This is a genomic window from Mucilaginibacter jinjuensis (genome assembly GCF_028596025.1).
Lineage (GTDB): Bacteria > Bacteroidota > Bacteroidia > Sphingobacteriales > Sphingobacteriaceae > Mucilaginibacter > Mucilaginibacter jinjuensis.
The window spans coordinates 5,559,502-5,576,488 of sequence record NZ_CP117167.1 but is presented as its reverse complement, the minus strand read 5'-3'; the positions used below and the strand labels follow the sequence as shown (position 1 = coordinate 5,576,488).

The 16,987-nt window shown below is 43.6% G+C and carries 12 protein-coding genes; 5 read left to right on the top strand and 7 right to left on the bottom strand.

Annotated features, from left to right (window positions below; translation table 11 throughout):
- Positions 1–135 precede the first annotated feature (135 nt).
- Positions 136–2,775 (bottom strand): OstA-like protein, encoded by a 2,640-nt coding sequence (locus tag PQO05_RS24145; protein WP_273630018.1) that lies wholly within the window; start codon positions 2,773–2,775, stop codon positions 136–138.
- A 51-nt stretch (positions 2,776–2,826) separates the two neighbouring features.
- Here PQO05_RS24145 and tilS point away from each other — a divergent pair, with 51 nt between their 5' ends.
- Entirely contained in the window at positions 2,827–4,161 is a 1,335-nt protein-coding gene (tilS, locus tag PQO05_RS24140) for a tRNA lysidine(34) synthetase TilS (RefSeq protein ID WP_273630017.1), read from the top strand.
- Complete coding sequence (locus tag PQO05_RS24135; RefSeq protein ID WP_174314920.1) at positions 4,161–4,643, top strand: hypothetical protein; 483 nt, start codon at positions 4,161–4,163, stop codon at positions 4,641–4,643. The genes tilS and PQO05_RS24135 overlap by 1 nt, the downstream gene beginning before the upstream one ends.
- 215 nt (positions 4,644–4,858) lie before the next feature.
- Here PQO05_RS24135 and PQO05_RS24130 read toward each other — a convergent pair whose 3' ends face one another.
- Positions 4,859–5,731, bottom strand: coding sequence for a Cif family virulence factor (locus PQO05_RS24130; protein WP_273630016.1), 873 nt, complete (start codon positions 5,729–5,731; stop codon positions 4,859–4,861).
- A gap of 303 nt (positions 5,732–6,034) precedes the next feature.
- On the opposite strand from PQO05_RS24130, the gene PQO05_RS24125 reads away from it, so the two are divergent.
- Positions 6,035–6,712, top strand: a complete 678-nt coding sequence (locus PQO05_RS24125) for a hypothetical protein (protein ID WP_273630015.1) — start codon at positions 6,035–6,037, stop codon at positions 6,710–6,712.
- A gap of 2 nt (positions 6,713–6,714) precedes the next feature.
- Here PQO05_RS24125 and cysS read toward each other — a convergent pair whose 3' ends face one another.
- From cysS to mutL, 5 genes are all read right to left on the bottom strand, one after another.
- Positions 6,715–8,175 (bottom strand): cysteine--tRNA ligase, encoded by a 1,461-nt coding sequence (cysS, locus tag PQO05_RS24120; protein ID WP_273630014.1) that lies wholly within the window; start codon positions 8,173–8,175, stop codon positions 6,715–6,717.
- Between the two features lie 518 nt (positions 8,176–8,693).
- The gene (locus PQO05_RS24115; RefSeq protein ID WP_273630013.1) at positions 8,694–9,806 is read right to left on the bottom strand and encodes an endonuclease/exonuclease/phosphatase family protein; all 1,113 of its coding nucleotides are present in this window, start codon (positions 9,804–9,806) and stop codon (positions 8,694–8,696) included.
- The gene (locus PQO05_RS24110; protein WP_273630012.1) at positions 9,807–10,700 is read right to left on the bottom strand and encodes a rhomboid family intramembrane serine protease; all 894 of its coding nucleotides are present in this window, start codon (positions 10,698–10,700) and stop codon (positions 9,807–9,809) included.
- Positions 10,701–10,745: 45 nt separating this feature from the next.
- On the bottom strand, positions 10,746–11,462 hold the full coding sequence (locus PQO05_RS24105) for a rhomboid family intramembrane serine protease (RefSeq protein ID WP_273630011.1): 717 nt from the start codon (positions 11,460–11,462) through the stop codon (positions 10,746–10,748).
- A 24-nt stretch (positions 11,463–11,486) separates the two neighbouring features.
- Positions 11,487–13,355, bottom strand: coding sequence for a DNA mismatch repair endonuclease MutL (mutL, locus tag PQO05_RS24100; RefSeq protein ID WP_273630010.1), 1,869 nt, complete (start codon positions 13,353–13,355; stop codon positions 11,487–11,489).
- A gap of 114 nt (positions 13,356–13,469) precedes the next feature.
- On the opposite strand from mutL, the gene PQO05_RS24095 reads away from it, so the two are divergent.
- Complete coding sequence (locus PQO05_RS24095) at positions 13,470–15,119, top strand: amidohydrolase (RefSeq protein ID WP_273630009.1); 1,650 nt, start codon at positions 13,470–13,472, stop codon at positions 15,117–15,119.
- Positions 15,106–16,929 (top strand): serine hydrolase domain-containing protein, encoded by a 1,824-nt coding sequence (locus tag PQO05_RS24090; RefSeq protein ID WP_273630008.1) that lies wholly within the window; start codon positions 15,106–15,108, stop codon positions 16,927–16,929. Before PQO05_RS24095 ends, PQO05_RS24090 begins: the two co-directional genes overlap by 14 nt.
- Positions 16,930–16,987: the final 58 nt, after the last annotated feature.

The window sequence follows — 16,987 nt, the reverse complement described above, 5'->3', positions numbered from 1 at the left end:
GCCAACCCGCGGCGATTGAGCGGGACTGACTTTAATAATAGCACAATACATTCATAATGACTTCTGCGTTATTAAAGTCTGTAACCTGTCGGTCTGAGATTGCTTCGCTATCGCTCGCAATGCCTCTCTTCTCCACTAATGCTTTACCGTATCAACCTTAGCCGGAATCTTCTTCAGAACAGAATCCTTAGCCGATTTAATAGCCGGTTGCTTCAACAACAAGGTAGTATCCTTTAAATTAACCTTTCCCGATTGTTTAATCGCTTTGTTAATAAGCGTATCCTTTATGGCTTTGCTGCCGGGTTGCTTCATCAGGTTATTCAGGCTATCTTTTACACCTTTGGCTCCGGGTTGGGTCATTAGTTTATTTAACAGCGAATCTTTCCCGGCAAGGCTCCCTGGCAATCCTTTCACAGGCGGCGGGCCTGTGGTTTTGCCTTTTGCTGGTGGCTTAGCTGTTGGGTGCTTGTATTTACCTGTTTTATCCAGTTCGGGGATAATCTGTTCTTTAGATAACGGCCGTTCTTTTGGCTTCCAGATAAAGCCTTTTAATATTTTTTCATCCTCGGTAAACTTAGCTGGCGGGCCGTACCGGTGCTCTGTTTTTACAATATCAAGCACGTTAGAGATCTTGTTATCCTTAAAGTTAGCACGTATTCGACTGGATAACGAGCGGTACATGCCATCCACTTTTTTAAGGCTATCCCTCGAAAAATAGATGCGCTCAGCATTACCGTCTACAAACATGCGGCTTAGCTTATCATTAGTGAAAAAGCCCCGCATTTTTTTACCGGCAACCTGGTTAAAGTGGGTGGTATCGTTATCCTCCACATTCACAATAAATGAATTATAGAAGATGTCCATATTGTCCAGCTTCTTATTCTTCATCTGCAGATACAGTGTATCCCCGCTCATCTGCGAACCTTCGGCCCAAATGATGGGGTTTACATAGCAGCGAATAGTGGAGTCGCTGGAACTATAGAAGATAGAATCGGCCTTGGCCTGCAAATCCGACTTGTAAATTTTGGCATTATGGTGCCCGAACAGGATCCGGATGCGTGAAGTGTCACTCAATACCAATGGTTTGACCGCCAGGTTAACCGAATCGACTGTCGCTTTCACTGCTGCTTTTTTATCGTTTGGCGACGGCTCTTTACCACCAGATTTAGGCGGTGTCTTTTTTACAACCCGTACAGGGGTTTTTCTCGGCGGACCAAAGAAATCGCTATGCCTGTAGCTGGTATCGGGCATCAACTTAGGCGGTGTAATTTCTAAAAATTTAGATGGCTTTTTATTTCTTGCTGCCCGCTTGGCCAGCCCCGCTGCCGATGTATCGATAATAGATGCCAGGCGATGGGCCTCCTGCATTTCTTTTAAAGCCTTGAAGGTCATTACGCGGGTTTCCAGCGTATCGGCCACCATGTAAATGGTATCGCGCTTGGTACGGGCTGCAATAGTATCTTTAGTAGCAGGTTTTACTTCAGCAGTTTTGGTGTCTTTATTTTTCTTGTTATCTTTTTTTGTAGCAACCACACTGTCTTTCCCTGTAACAGGTTTAGCGGGTTCAACTTTCGGCTTATTATTGGCCTTAATACTTGCCGTATCTTTAACGGGAGAAGTAACGGTACTTACCTTAATTGTAGTATCTTTTTTGGTAGGCGGTTTTATGGACGAAGTATCTGCAACAGTTTTGGGTATATCCCCTTTAAGTGGCGTGCCGGGTGGTACAGCGTTTTTAGTATCGGTACTTTTAACCTGGGTAACATCCGCTACCGGTTTTGTATTAGCTGCGAGCTTTAGCGTTGGTTTATCTTTATCGCCTTTAACTTTCGCCGCGGGTTTGGATGCCGCACTATCTGTTTTCGTCGTGTCTTTTTCTTCGGTTACAATGGTTACCCAGGGGTTTTGTGTTACTACGGTTCGCTCTGGGTTCTGATAATAAGTGCCGAGCTGACCGTGTAAGGTTATTTTTTGCTCGTTATCATTAAATACCACATTTTTTACTGCACGGCCGTAGCCTTTCAGCCTGTCGTAAAATAAACTGTCGCCTTTTAATGATTTGGTGTTTTGAGTATATAAATTGTTTTTGCCGAAGGCTGCCTGCTCTGTAACCGTGTTGTACGTTCCGTTTTCGGTATACAGGGTATCTTTGTTCTTTTTACCATAAATATGTGTGGGGCCATAGAAGTAAGCGATACGGCTACCGGTATTATAGCGTAGCGTATCGGTTTTAATAATGGCATCAACCGTGGTTAATACGGCATTGTACCTAAAATATGAATCGCGCGAGTAAGCGAAGTAATAGCCATTAATGCTGGTAAGTGTATTCTCCTTATTAACCAGTTTACCGCCGCCTGTATAGGTGCCAATGCGGGTTGCAGTATTATAGGTAAGGTAATTGGTGGTAAGCGTAGCATCTTTATCCACCATTTTAACATTATCTGTAAGCAGGGCAACATGGGTATTACCGTTGTAGTTCAGCTTGTCCGAATAGATATTCAGCGTATCGCCCTGGTTGATGTTCACATGGCCAAAGGCATCGAAAGAGTTGATGGCCGGGTAAAAGTAAGCACTGTCTGACCGCAGGATCGAATAATCCTGCTTAAAAACACCGTGGTATACTTTAATTACATCGGCGCCATTGCGTTTAATACCCTGGCTCCGTTCAGAAGAAATAAGGTTCACTACCGAGGCTTTTTTAGGCTGGGGCTTAGGTTGGCATATTCCATCAAGCCCAACAAACAGTAATAAACAGATTAACACGTATCTTATCACAGTACAAAATTACTTTTTTGGTTGCGGTTATTAAATTAAATAATTTTGAGCATGCTACCACTTGCCCTTTTTAATGCCTTTGCCCAACAAAACAGCTTGTTTGCACGGCAAACAAAAATAATTGCGGCCGTAAGCGGTGGCATGGATTCGGTATTAATGGCCCGTTTGCTGCATGCAGCAAGGCACGATTTTGTTATTGCCCATTGCAATTTTCAACTCCGGGGCGATGAAGCCCTGCGCGACCAAGCCTTTTGCCAACAACTGGCCGCCGATCTTAACGTACCTTTCCATACCATTAACTTCGATACTACAACTTATGCCACCACACACAAAATATCTATACAAATGGCTGCGCGCGATATGCGTTATACGTGGTTCGAAGAATTAAGGCTACAGTTGGGGTTTGATGTGATTGCATTGGCTCACCATCAGAACGATACGATTGAGACGATATTGTTGAACCTTACCCGCGGTACCGGGATTGCCGGCCTGCATGGCATCAGGCCGAAGGTTGGAAATTTGGTGAGGCCGCTGTTGTTTTTATCGCGCGAGGAGGTGATTGCAATAGTTAAGGCTGAAAAAATTGACTATGTGGAAGACAGCTCTAACGCATCGGTTAAATATGCACGAAACAAAATCCGGCATGAAGTGGTGCCGAAACTCAAAGAACTAAACCCCAATCTCGAAAATACTTTCCAGGAGCATCTGCAGCATTTTGCCGAGCTGGAAGAATTATTCGAAATGCAACTGGAAGATTTAAGGTCGAAGCTATTCGTTAAACATCTGCAGGAAATCCAGATCCCGATTAGCGAACTTCAAAAATTAAAGCCACAACAGTTGCTCATTTTTGGCCTGCTGAAACCATTCGGCTTTAATGTAACGAGTGTGAATGACCTGATTGATTCGCTTGGTAAACATGCGGGGCGAAAATTTGAGGCTACAGACTGGAACCTGATTTTAGACAGGGACAAGGTGATTATCAGTCCGGCACAAACAGAACAAAATCTTACCGCTACGATAGATGAACAAACTGACCGGAGCCAATTTGGTAACAGCCAGTTTACCATAACGCATACCATACCGCCTTACGAGATCGTTAATAACCTTAATATTGCTGCTGTTGATGCGGCGCTGTTGAACTATCCCCTAAGCATCCGTACCTGGCAGCTGGGGGATTATTTTTACCCGCTGGGGATGAAAACGCGCAAAAAGCTAAGTGACTTTTTCATCGGGCAAAAAGTGCCGGTGCATCGTAAAAGCCAGGTCCCGGTGCTGGTTAATGGTAATGGTGATATTATTTGGGTGGCAGGCTTTAGGGTTGATAACAGGTATAAAATAACTCCGGGAACTAAAAAAATTTCTATCTTCGAACTAACAGAATTATAATGGCCGATAAACCCGTTTTTACCGAAAAGCAATATCTTGGACGCGAGTGGATACCAGTTACCATAAGGCTGATGCTGGCCCTCATTTGTTTTGCGGTTTACTTTTTTACCGACGAACGCGAACGTAACGGCGATCTGCTGGTAGTGGTGGGCTTCGGTATTGTGATCATCTCTATCATCATGGGGTTTATGCTGCATTTCCGCACCCGGGTAATTAATAAAAGCATTTTGTTGGATGGCCTTTGGACCAGCCGCCTGGTTAAAATAGACCTGAACAGTATTGTAAAAGTAGAAACCGGCACCTATAGCCGTTACCTGTTTAACAACCCGGTTTATAACCTGCATAAAAAAGGTACTATCCGCTTTTTTACTGCTGGGAATGATGCCATCCATCTTACCGACCGTGATGGTTTGCTTTACATTATCGGCTCACAACACTGTAATGAATTTTTGCGGGCGATTAAGGAAGAGATGAAGAAATAAGCCCCCCAGCCCCCTGAAGGGGAGTAGAAGAGGGGCAAGAAACAAGAGACAAGAACCAAGAGTTGGATCCGAAGAAGGGAATCAGGAATAGAGAGCCAGGAATCGGGACATCAACAACGCTAAAATAAAAAGGCCTCAGCAAATTTTGCTGAGGCCTTTTTATTTTATTGAGGTGTTTTAAAATCTGCACATCTGCATATTCACACATCAGCACATTATTCGTTCTCTATGGCCGAAAATATTTCGAGTACAATGTTCCAGCGGTGGTTGGCGTCTGGTTGCCAGATGCGTACATAGCTGTAGTTACTTACAATGTTGCCTTTTTTAATGCGGGCTTTGCCATAGCTGTAAGCCAGGTCGCCACTGCTTGACCGGCCTGCGTTTACGGTTTCGGCAGTAATGCTGATACCTTCGTTGTTTAAAAACTTCATGGTTTTATCAACCCCAACAATGGGCTGAAAACCAGGGAAATAAAAGCGACCTTCTGAGCTAAAAAACTCTTTGTAAGTAGCCAGGGCCGAAATATCGAGCGTATGGTTAAAGGTTTTATCGGTGTTTACAATAATGCCTTTTCCTAAAAACGGGTCTTTACTCGGTGTTGATTTAGGGGCTTCCGGTTCTTTAAAATCGGTTGTAGCCTCGTGGTCAGGCTCCGGGTGTTGTACGCCAAGATCAACCAATAACTTTAATTTATTATCGGCATCAGTACGCCAGATAGATACATAATCGCCATATACCTTATCCTCGTCGTTTTTACCATTCTGATAAACGTAAGGGCCGGCTGTAAAGGCCAGGTCGCCGGCAGATGATATACGGGCATATTTAGGTACCCATGTTAGCGTGCCCGGCTGTCTGTCAACCTTGCTGTAAAACTCATTAATATTAACGGCTTCTGGTTTAAATACAATACCTTCTACATCTGCAACAGCTAAAAAGCCGTCTTTGATGCCTTTTTTGGCTACCAGTTTATTAAAGTTGTCTTCGGCAGTTATAACCGTTTGTACCTGGGCTGTTTTTTGTTGTGCCAGTACGGTAAGCCCGTAACAGCTAAATGCTATAATAAGTGTGGGTAGTTTATTAAATTTCATATCTGATTGAGAAGTGATATTAGATATAGTTGTATTATGTAATGCAATGATAGTAAAGTGATAAACTTAAAACCTAATTAATTATTATATATTTTGAATGTTTTATATATAAAGAGTTGATTATTAAGCGTATCGTGAGTTTTATGTAATCCGGGGTAATTTTTACATGCCACCTCAATTAAATTGTATGGTTTATACAAGTGGTTTGCAATTTTGGTTTTTAAAATTAGTGCCTTATATTAGGATACCACTACAGCGAGCCTGTAACACAGGGCTATAAATTTTATTTTACACCCATCTTATATGCAACAATACGTATCAAAATTCATTATACTGATTTGCTTCATTTTTAGTTTTACAGCTGCCCATTCGCAAGATTTAGGCCTGGATGTTTACACGGATTCGCACGGTATTGCATTTTACAAAAAAGCACTTGAGGATATAGATGGTGATCCCTATATTTTTAAAAACTGGTTACCCGGGGTAGTAGAAACAACTGATGGCAAGCGTTTCGATAAGCTGAAGTTAAAATATGATGCTTACACTAATAACCTGCTGTTTGTTTACGATGAAAACGATGAACCGCAGTTGTTTAAGGATAATATTAAGACATTCACCCTCATGTCTACCAGTTCAATTGTGTTTGCAAAGGGTTTCCCGGCAACGGGCGATTTAACACCACAGTCTTATTACCAGGTTTTAAGCAAAGGGAAGGTAACTTTGCTTAAACATTATCAAAAAATAATTCACGAAAAAACAGAGTATAACAACCCTGTTGTATATAAAAACTTTCAGGATGCAAACGGGTACTATGTTTACACTAATAACAGTGTTGTCCCGCTAAAGCGAAATAAAGAAGCTATACTCGAATTATTTGCCGATAAAAAAGAAGCGGTATCCTCTTATATTAACAGTAATGCTATTAATATAAAAGATGATACCGCTTTGGTTAAGGTGTTTAATTATTATAACACGCTTTAGGGTTATATTTTAGTCCAGGTGGTGCCTTCCTTGCTGTCTTTAAGCTGGATGCCTATTTTCTGCAGGCCATCACGTATTTTATCAGATGTGGCATAATCACGATTTGTTTTAGCCTCGTTGCGCAGGTTTACAATAAAGTCAACCACTTTTGGAAGCTCATCTGTCGAGGCCTGTTCGTTTTTAAGGCCTAGTATTTCGGTCACAAAAACATTCATCAGGTCTTTTAATTGTTGCAGGTTATCTGCATCAATCGCCATTTTGCCATCATGTACCGAGTTGATGATACGCGATGCCTCAAACAGTTCGGCGATTAGAACCGGGCTGTTAAAATCATCGTTCAGTGCTTCGTAGCAACGATCGCGCAATGGGGCAATCTCCACTTCTGTTGTGGCCGATGCTTTTAATCCATCCAATAAGCTAAAGGCATTCATCAGGCGTTTAAAGCCTTTTTCTGATGCCTCCATAGCTTCATTACCAAAATCTAAAGTACTGCGGTAATGTGCCTGCAGCATAAAGAAACGCACCGTCATCGGGCTGTAGCCTTTATTGAGGATGTGGTTATCGCCTGTAAACAACTCATGAGGCAAGAAACTATTACCTAACGATTTCGACATTTTCTGGCCGTTAACCGTTAGCATATTAGTATGGATCCAGTAACGCGCAGGCGTTCTGTTAAAGCATGCTTCGTTCTGGGCAATTTCGTTGGTATGGTGCGTAGGCACCAGATCTAAACCGCCGCCATGAATATCAAACTGGTCGCCCAAATATTTATGGCTCATCGCCGAGCACTCCAAATGCCATCCCGGGAAACCCAGCCCCCAGGGCGAAGGCCATTTCATTAGGTGCTCTGGTTTGGCTTTAATCCAAAGCGCGAAATCAAGCTTGCCGTGCTTCTCATCCTGTCCGCCGAGGCTTCTGGTATTGTTCAGCATATCCTCCAGGTTACGGCCGCTTAGTATGCCGTAATCGTGATTCTGATTGTACTTTTCAACGTCGAAGTAGATCGACCCATCAACCTCATAGGCAGAACCGTTGGCCAGCATGGCTTTCACCAGTTCAATCTGCTCAATAATATGTCCAGTAGCAGTAGGCTCAATACTTGGCGGCAGGGTATTAAAAATACCCAATACCTCACGGAAACCCACAGTATATTTCTGGGCAATTTCCATCGGCTCTACTTTGGCAATTTTTGCTTTTTTAGAGATTTTGTCCTCGCCGGTATCAGAGTCGTCTTCCAAATGGCCTGCATCGGTAATATTACGCACATAACGCACCTTGTAACCCAGGTGGTTAAGGTAACGAAATATCAAATCGAACGAGATATAGGTACGGCAATTGCCCAGGTGCACATCGCTGTAAACCGTTGGTCCGCAAACATACATACCCACGTGTGGGGCGTTTAGCGGTATAAACTCTTCTTTTTTACGTGTTAAAGTGTTGTAAACAAATAGGCTTTGTTTCATAAGCCGCAAACTTACGATTTTTTCGATGTGTGTGTGAAGTTAAGGGTGTGGGTATTTTATTTTGATGAAGAAATGATGATTGTTCATTCTTTCGTAATTGCGAGGAACGAAGCAATCTCGGTACTACATGTTTAAATAGCGTAGATGCCACTATGAAAGGTTTGTGTTTTAAATCAATGTCAGTCCCGCTCAATCGCCGCGGGTAGGCTGTTACTTTGGGGCGCCAAAGTAACCAAAGCGCTCATCGGCAAAAGGCTTCTTTACACACAAAGCCATACCGCACAAGCGTTCAGAATACACAGGCTGGGATATTTTGCCCAGCTAACGCATCGCGCAGCCCGCCCTTCTGCAAAATCTCCAATGCCTTTTCCGTCGCACAAGGCCAGCATTATTCTGCCCGCTTTTGGCCGAAGCTGTTTGCCGATTTTAAAAAAGAAGCAAGATTTCAAATTTGTCATTGCGAGGTACAGCTTGTCCCGAAGTAAAATCGGGACAAGCTGTACCTCAATGAAAAAATTTTACTTCAACACCAAATCACTATAAACCGGATAATGATCAGACAACCGTTTCTCAATCACCCTATAATCTTCTACATTAAACCTCGGGCTGGTTAATATATAATCAATTTGATAATTCGGGAAATCGCCATTATAAGTCCGGCCGAGGCCGTTGCCTTTTTCGCGGAAGGCGTTTTTCAGGCCTGTCGACATTTCGTGGACGGCATAAGATGATGGCGTATCATTAAAATCGCCGGCTATGATGTAAGGGTAGGGGCATTGCTTAATCTGTTCCTTAATTAAATGCACTTGCTTGCTGCGGGCAATAAAGGCTTGCTTTAACTTGCTGCCAATGCGGCGGAAAGAGTGCATATCGGTTTTGCCCTTTTTAGATACGCTGTCGAGGTACTGATAATCTTCTTTCTCAAAGCCAATCGATCTAAGGTGTACGCAGTAGTAGCGGAAGATCTGCTCTTTATTTTTTACATCAATAAAAATGCACTGGTTACCGTTGCCTTTTTCCGAAATCTGGATAAAGCCTTTATTAATGATAGGATATTTAGAAAAAACAGCTACACCCTGGGCATCACGGCTATTATCGTAATTAACGGCTTCGAAATAGAGGTTCGCTTTATTGAGGATGCTTTTGATGGAATCCGTCATATCGTACTCTCCCTTTTTTCGGGTATAATACTCCTGGAAACCTAAAATATCGGGTTGATGTTCGCGAATGATATCGAGGATCTCGTGCTTGGTCCAGATGTCGTTTTTTGAACCGTATTTTTTGAACGAATGCACGTTATAGGTCATGATGCGGATGGCATCGGGGCTTTCTTTCCGGGTATAAGTACGTGCCGAATTAAAGCCGAAGCTGTTTTGCATTACACGGTAACCAGCCAGGATGCTTAATAATGAAATAAACGCGAACCAGCTTCGCTTAAACATCCAGAAAATGATGATCAACACATTAATTAACAAAAGCGGGGGATAGGCCAGGCCAAAGAATGCCACAAGCCAGATATTGGCAGGGTCGGTTACCGGTGCAAGGTAGCTGATAAGCAATGCAAGCGCAAAGCCAACATTAATGCCAACAAGAAGTTTTGTGATAAAACCCAGCCTTTTTTTAGCCTTCATTTAATCGTTGTTACTGGCGCGGAACAGCGTTTCTTTTTCGCTCTTGTTCAGGCTGTCGTACCCGGTTTGGGAAATTTTATCCAGGATGCGGTCTATTTCATCCTGCTGTGGCGCGCTGTTGGTGTTTCTGCCCGATTTCTGATAGCTGGCATTTTTACTTACCACTTTAATTTTAGGGCTGGCTTTAAACACATTGGTGATGTTCTCGCCCCAGTTATTACCTCGCTGTATTTGTTTAATGTAGATAAAGCCCAGCAAAGCGCCACCCAGGTGTGCAATTTCGCCACCTGCATTTGGGCCTGCAATGCTCAAAAAATCAAACACTACATAAAACAGGGCAATCCATTTCAGTTTAACCGGACCTAAAAACATCAGGAACAGGGTATAGTTAGGCACCAGCGTAGCTGTAGCCACCACAATAGCCATTACACTGGCCGATGCACCCGCAACGGTAGTTAAAGGCAATACTTCTGAATGTGAGAAAGCTGGTATTAAATTAAAACTTACCACATAAGCCAAAGCACCCGCCAGGCCGCCAGCAATGTATAAACCAACTGTTTTTTTTGTGCCCAAATATTCTTCGAAAAGTTGACCCAGCCAGTACAGCCAAAGCATGTTAAACAGGATATGGAAAATACCTTGGTGCAAAAACATATAGGTCAATGGCGTCCAGAAACGGATGGCCAGTTTGGGCAGATAGGCAGGCATAGCCAGGTAATCATAAGCATAAGCCAAAATGCTGCTAGGCTGACTAAGGCCGGTAACAAAAAGCTGCTCCAGGATTGCCGGGACATTGATAAGCAAAAATACGATGACGTTAATGCCGATAAGCAAATTTAATTTGCTGCCCGAGTGCAATAATTTATAGCGTATATCCTGCCAGGTGGTATTCATTTCGATGTTTTTTAGGATAGTGTGTATCTATATAACTTACATTTTTTAGAAAAAATTGTTTGGTCTTTGTACACGCCACAATTTAAGTAAAAGAAATCCAAAAAGTGCGCCCCCAAGGTGTGCAAAATGCGCTATCGAATCTCCGGCAAACTGGCCGACTCCCAGGGTTAATTCGATTAAAATATAAACCGGGATAATGTATTTGGCTTTAACAGGTACAGGTATAAACATGATCATCAATTCGGCATTAGGGAACAACATCCCGAAAGCGATCAGTAAACCGAAAATTGCTCCGGATGCACCTACCATCGGCCCGAAATAAATCTCCTGCAGTTTTTTCATACCTGCTGCATCAACAGGTACATCGGCATTAAGATTTAATGTAAAGTGGCCGGTTAACGCGTGTACTTCGTAAGCCTGTATAGCCATTTGTAAGGCAATAGCACCCAAACCGCAAATGAAGTAGAAGTTGAAAAAACGTTTAGACCCCAAGGTATACTCTATGGCCTGGCCGAAAGAGTAAAGGGCAAACATGTTAAAAATAATGTGCATCCACCCGCCATGTAAAAACATATAGGTGATAGGCTGCCATGCTTTAAAAAACGGCGAGTTAAAATAAAATACGCCAAAAAGCTGAACGTACTTATCGTACATATCTGCGCCAAAGATTAAAAAGGGTATAAAACAGATCACGTTAATGATCAGTAAGTTTTTAACTACCGGTGGTAAATTGGCTAAGGGGTTTTGCCTAAGTGCGCTCATATATAATGTTAAGCTTGGTTAAAGCTATTTTTCAAATCTTTCTGCTAATTCATTTAACGTAAAAGTACTGATCACCGGTTTTCCGTTCAGGGCTTGGTTAGGGCTTTGGCAGGCAAATAATTGGTCAATCAGTAAATTCATTTCCTCGAGCGATAACTTGGTGCCTGCTTTGGTGGCCGCATTACGCGCCAATGTGCGGGCAAGGGTATCGCGCTTGTCTAACTTTAATATCGCGGTATTGTTCTTAAACCCTTCCAGCAGGCTTTCCAGTAATTCGTGCTCGCTGTTGTGGTTTATATCTGCCGGGATACCTTCAACAATAACGGTGTTGGGCCCAAATTCGCGTATATCGAAACCAAGATTACGTATATCTGGCAAAAGTTCCTTCAATAATTCAAAATCGCTGCTGTTGAGGCTCACCGTTTCAGGAAATAAACTTTGCTGACTCAGTCCAGAATGATTCTGCAATTGCGTTAAAAAACGTTCATACAAAATCCGCTCGTGTGCCGATTGCTGATTGATCAACATAAATCCCGACTTAATTTGCGACAGGATAAACTTATTATGGATCTGGAACAGTTGTCGCTCACTGGTTTTGCTTACCTGCTCTTCTTCTAATTTTACATTGGGCGAATCCTGGTGCAGATCGATGGTTTGCTGCTCTTCCGTATCATCCCGTTTACTGATCTGGTACAATGTGTCCCAGTTTTGCGGGATGCCTTTCTTCTCAAAATAAGCAGATTCATTGCTATAGCTGCGCTCGCTCTTTTTCTCGCCCGGTACGCTAAATGGATTAAAATCGGGGTTGAAACTGATGCTCGGCTGCACAATTTCCTCGAATGGTTTCGGGGTTATTAAGTGCTCGATGCTGTTCTCCTGGTCAAAATCCAAGCTCGGCGTAATGTTATATCTACCCAAAGAACGCTTAACCGCCGAACGGATAATTGCATAGATTGATTTCTCGTCCTGGTACTTAATCTCAGTCTTGGTAGGGTGTACGTTAATGTCAATCTTCGACGGATCGATCTCGATAAACAGCACATACAGCGGAAAGGTATCATCGGGCAATAATTCCTCAAAAGCCGTCACTACTGCATGGTTCAGGTAAGCATCCTTAATAAAACGGTTGTTTACAAAAAAGAACTGCTCGCCACGGGTTTTACGGGCAAATTCGGGCTTGCCTACAAAGCCTGTCAGTTTTATGATAGAGGTATCTTCCTCAACAGGCACCAACCGCTGGTTATAATTGTTGCCCAGCAGGTGCACAATGCGTTGTTTTAAGGTTGTACCCGGCAGGTGATAAACCTCCTGACCTTCGTGATGCAGGGTGAAAAATATCCTGGGGTTGGCCAAAGCCACGCGTTGAAACTCGTCGAGAATATGGCGCATTTCAACCGGGTTACTTTTTAAAAAGTTACGGCGTGCTGGCGTATTGTAAAATAAATTTTTTACTGAGATAGAAGTACCGGCCGCAGTAGCACAAGGGTCCTGGCTAATTACTTCGCTTCCTTCTATACAAATGCAGGTACCCAGCTCATCTTCATGGCGGCGGGTTTTCATTTCAACCTGCGCAATAGCGGCGATGGAAGCCATTGCTTCGCCGCGGAAACCCATCGTACGGATGGCGAACAAATCATCAGCCTTGCGGATCTTGGATGTAGCATGGCGTTCGAAGCACATACGCGCATCGGTAATGCTCATACCTGCGCCATTATCAATAACCTGTATCAGCGCTTTGCCTGCATCTTTAAGTATCAGTTGGATCTTATCTGCACCGGCATCAATGGCATTTTCAACCAGTTCTTTTACCGCCGAGGCCGGGCGTTGCACCACCTCACCGGCTGCTATCTGGTTGGCAACCGCGTCTGGTAAAAGCTGTATGATATCAAACATTTATATAATTTCCCTTCAATTTCAATTCCGGATGCTAAATTAAATATTTGATAGCATAACTTTAGCTTCTGATAGTTGTATATACTTTTGTAAGTACTCTGTTAACTGACCTCTATGCGTGAAAAACTGAAACAAATATGCCCCCTGTTGCTTGGTATAGCCTTTGCATCGTGCCAACAAAAAAAAGAATATAATGCCGATCTGCTAATTAAAGATGCAGTTGTTTATACGGTTGACAGTAATTTTACCATCGCCAATACCATTGTAGTGAATGGCGGCAAAATTGTAGCTGTTGGCGATGCCGACTCTCTCGAAAATAAATATAAAGCCCGTAAAGTGGTTGATGCAGGCGGTAAAGCGGTTTACCCCGGCTTTATTGATGCACATGCCCACTTTTACGAATATGGAATGAGCCTGCAGGAAGTGCACCTGGAAGGCACCCAAAGCTGGAAAGAAATTACCGACTCGGTGCAAAACTTCGCCAAGCGCAACACCGAAGGCTGGATCATTGGCCGCGGCTGGGACCAAAACGATTGGAAAGACAAGCAATTCCCAAATAAAGCAAAGCTGGATTCACTGTTCCCGGTGAGGCCGGTGATATTATCGCGGGTGGATGGGCATGCAGTTATTGTGAACCAGGCTGCGCTAAACATTGCAGGCATTAAACCCGGACAAACCATTGCCGGTGGGCAAATTGAAACCATCAATGGCAAACTAACCGGTATTTTGGTTGATAACGCCACGCATCTGGTTCAGCATAAAATCCCGGAGCCAACGGATGCTTTGGTACAGGAGGCTTTTACTGATGCCCAGCGCAATTGCTTTGCCGTAGGTTTAACCACGGTTGATGATTGCGGTTTACCCTACACCATGATTAATACCATTACGCAACTGCAGCATAAAGGTGCGTTGAAAATGCGCATGTACGTAATGCTGTCAGACAACCCGGATAATTTCGAATACCTGTTTAAACATGGCGTATATAAAACCCCCGGCCTGGATGTACGCGCGTTTAAAGTTTATGCCGATGGCGCTTTAGGTTCACGCGGTGCCTGTTTGCTAAAACCTTATGCTGATAAACCGGGCTGGAATGGATTTTTGTTAAGCAGCCAAAAACACTTCGAAGAGGTTGCCACCAAACTTGCCGCTAAAGGTTTCCAGATGTGTACGCATGCCATTGGCGATTCGGCCAACCGGGTGATGCTGAAAATTTATGCCAAGGCGCTAAAAGGTAAAAATGACCGCCGCTGGAGGATCGAGCATTCGCAAATTGTATCGCCCGAGGATGTTAAACTTTTTGGTGAGTATAATATTATCCCATCGGTACAGCCTACCCATGCTACCTCTGATATGTACTGGGCTGGGCAGCGTTTAGGTGCGCAACGTTTAAAAACTGCTTATGCCTACAAAGATTTGTTAAAGCAAAATGGATGGATCCCATTGGGTACCGACTTCCCGGTGGAGAATATTAACCCCATGTTTACGTTTTATGCAGCAACCGAGCGGATGGACCAAAAAGGTTTCCCTGCCGGAGGTTTCCAGAAAGAGAATGCATTGAGTCGCGTTGAAGCCCTGAAAGGTATGACCATCTGGGCTGCTAAAGCCAATTTTGAAGAGAAAGAAAAGGGCAGTATTGAGCCCGGAAAGTATGCCGATTTTGTAATCCTCGATCAGGATATTATGAAAGCCGCAGGTACCCAATTACCAAAAGTGAAAGTGCTGAAGACCTATGTTAATGGTGAAAAAGTTTATGAAAAGAAATAGGCATCGCATTGCCGTATTGCTGCTGAATATATTTATTGGTACGCTAACAGCTTGCGCGCAACCGCCACAGGCTAAAAATTTGACCAACCAACAGTTTTTGGCCGAAACCAAAGCTGCTGCAAAAACTACCGTACTGCTTAACAACCAGTATAACCTGGTGCCCTTAAAAAATCTGGAGCAAATTAAGGTAGCGAGTATCCATTTCAACTACTCGTATTCGGCAGCTTTTGATAGCATCCTGACTAAGTATACCGCTATTAAGCTCATCAATGGTAATACCTACGGTAACAAAATAGCAGCTTTGGGCGAAGACCTAAAGTTGTATAATACGCTTGTTTTTCAACTGACTGAGGCCGATGTGAATAATAGCCAATTAATGGCCTTTATCACATCCACCCAAAAAATCAAAAATGTAGTGATCGCATTTTATGGTCCGGGTAGGGCATTAACTATGCTGAATGATGTGATGGCGCCTATCATCTGGTGCGAAACTGTTTCGGCAGTTACAGCCCAGTATGTACCGCAGATCATCTTTGGCGGTGTGGCTGCCACGCAGAAATTGGCAAACAGCTTCTCATCAAAATATACTTCGGGCGAAGGCTTTGAAACCACTAAGATACGCTTAGGTTATAGCTTGCCCGAAGATGTGGGGATCAACTCACTCAATCTATTGGGCATCGATCAGATTGCGCAGGAAGCCATTCGTAACCATGCTACACCGGGCTGCGTGGTACTGGTAGCTAAGGATGGTAAGGTGATCTTCAATAAAGCTTATGGTAACCATACTTATGATACCAGCCAGTTACCCGATAAAGTGACTGATATTTTCGATATGGCATCGGTAACCAAAGTTTCGGCTACAACACCTGCCGTAATGCAATTGGTAGAGCAGGGCAAACTCAACCTCGATTCAACAATGGGTAGTTACCTGCCCGAAGCCCGTCATACCAATAAAAACGATATCCACCTGCGCGAACTGATGCTGCACCAGGCAGGCTTGGTACCCTACATCCCGTTCTACGAAACATTAAAGCCGGACGATCATAGCAGTGATTCATCAGCAGCCTACCCAACCAAAGTTGCCGATGGTTATTATGTGCGTAAGGATTTTTACAAGAATGTAATGCTGCCACGTATGCTGAACACCGCTTTGCGAACCCGCGGCCAATATGTGTACAGCGACCTGAGCATGTATTTTACCAAAGAAATTGTGGAAACGGTTACAGCCCAGCCTTTGAACGAATATGCGCAGCAGCATTTCTATAATCCGCTCGGTATGCAAACCGCAGGCTTCTTACCACGTAATCGCTTTACCCGCGATCAGATTATCCCTACTGAAGAGGATACTTATTTCCGCCATACTCTATTAATTGGCTATGTACACGATCAGGGCGCTGCGTTGGTTGGAGGTGTATCTGGCCATGCAGGTTATTTCTGCAGTGCGAATGATGAGGCCATCTTGTTCCAGATGTTACTGAACAAAGGAACTTATGGCGGTGTACAATATATGAAGCCCGAAACGGTAGACCAGTTCACCTCGCGCCAGTCAAATGTAAGCCGTCGTGGTTTGGGTTTTGATGGCTGGGGGCCTATTGCAGATAGTCATTATCCTTCATATAATGCTAACCCTGGTACTTACGGCCACACCGGCTACACTGGTACCTGCGTTTGGGTTGATCCAAAAGATAACCTGATCTATATTTTCCTGTCCAACCGCGTTTATCCTAAGGTGACGGATAAGCTTTCGAGCTTGAATATCCGTCCACGCATTATGGATACAATTTATGAGGCGATAGCGAAGGGATTGTAATTTGTTGATTTGGCAATTTGCTAATTTGTCAATGATCCAACAGCATTTTGTCATTCAG

Coding starts and splice junctions, on each gene's coding strand:
- PQO05_RS24115 (WP_273630013.1), bottom strand. CDS start 9,806: ATGAAGGCTAAAAAAAGGCTGGGTTTTATCACAAAACTTCTTGTTGGC.
- PQO05_RS24130 (WP_273630016.1), bottom strand. CDS start 5,731: ATGAAATTTAATAAACTACCCACACTTATTATAGCATTTAGCTGTTAC.
- tilS (WP_273630017.1), top strand. CDS start 2,827: ATGCTACCACTTGCCCTTTTTAATGCCTTTGCCCAACAAAACAGCTTG.
- PQO05_RS24135 (WP_174314920.1), top strand. CDS start 4,161: ATGGCCGATAAACCCGTTTTTACCGAAAAGCAATATCTTGGACGCGAG.
- PQO05_RS24110 (WP_273630012.1), bottom strand. CDS start 10,700: ATGAATACCACCTGGCAGGATATACGCTATAAATTATTGCACTCGGGC.
- mutL (WP_273630010.1), bottom strand. CDS start 13,355: ATGTTTGATATCATACAGCTTTTACCAGACGCGGTTGCCAACCAGATA.
- PQO05_RS24095 (WP_273630009.1), top strand. CDS start 13,470: ATGCGTGAAAAACTGAAACAAATATGCCCCCTGTTGCTTGGTATAGCC.
- PQO05_RS24090 (WP_273630008.1), top strand. CDS start 15,106: ATGAAAAGAAATAGGCATCGCATTGCCGTATTGCTGCTGAATATATTT.
- cysS (WP_273630014.1), bottom strand. CDS start 8,175: ATGAAACAAAGCCTATTTGTTTACAACACTTTAACACGTAAAAAAGAA.
- PQO05_RS24125 (WP_273630015.1), top strand. CDS start 6,035: ATGCAACAATACGTATCAAAATTCATTATACTGATTTGCTTCATTTTT.
- PQO05_RS24105 (WP_273630011.1), bottom strand. CDS start 11,462: ATGAGCGCACTTAGGCAAAACCCCTTAGCCAATTTACCACCGGTAGTT.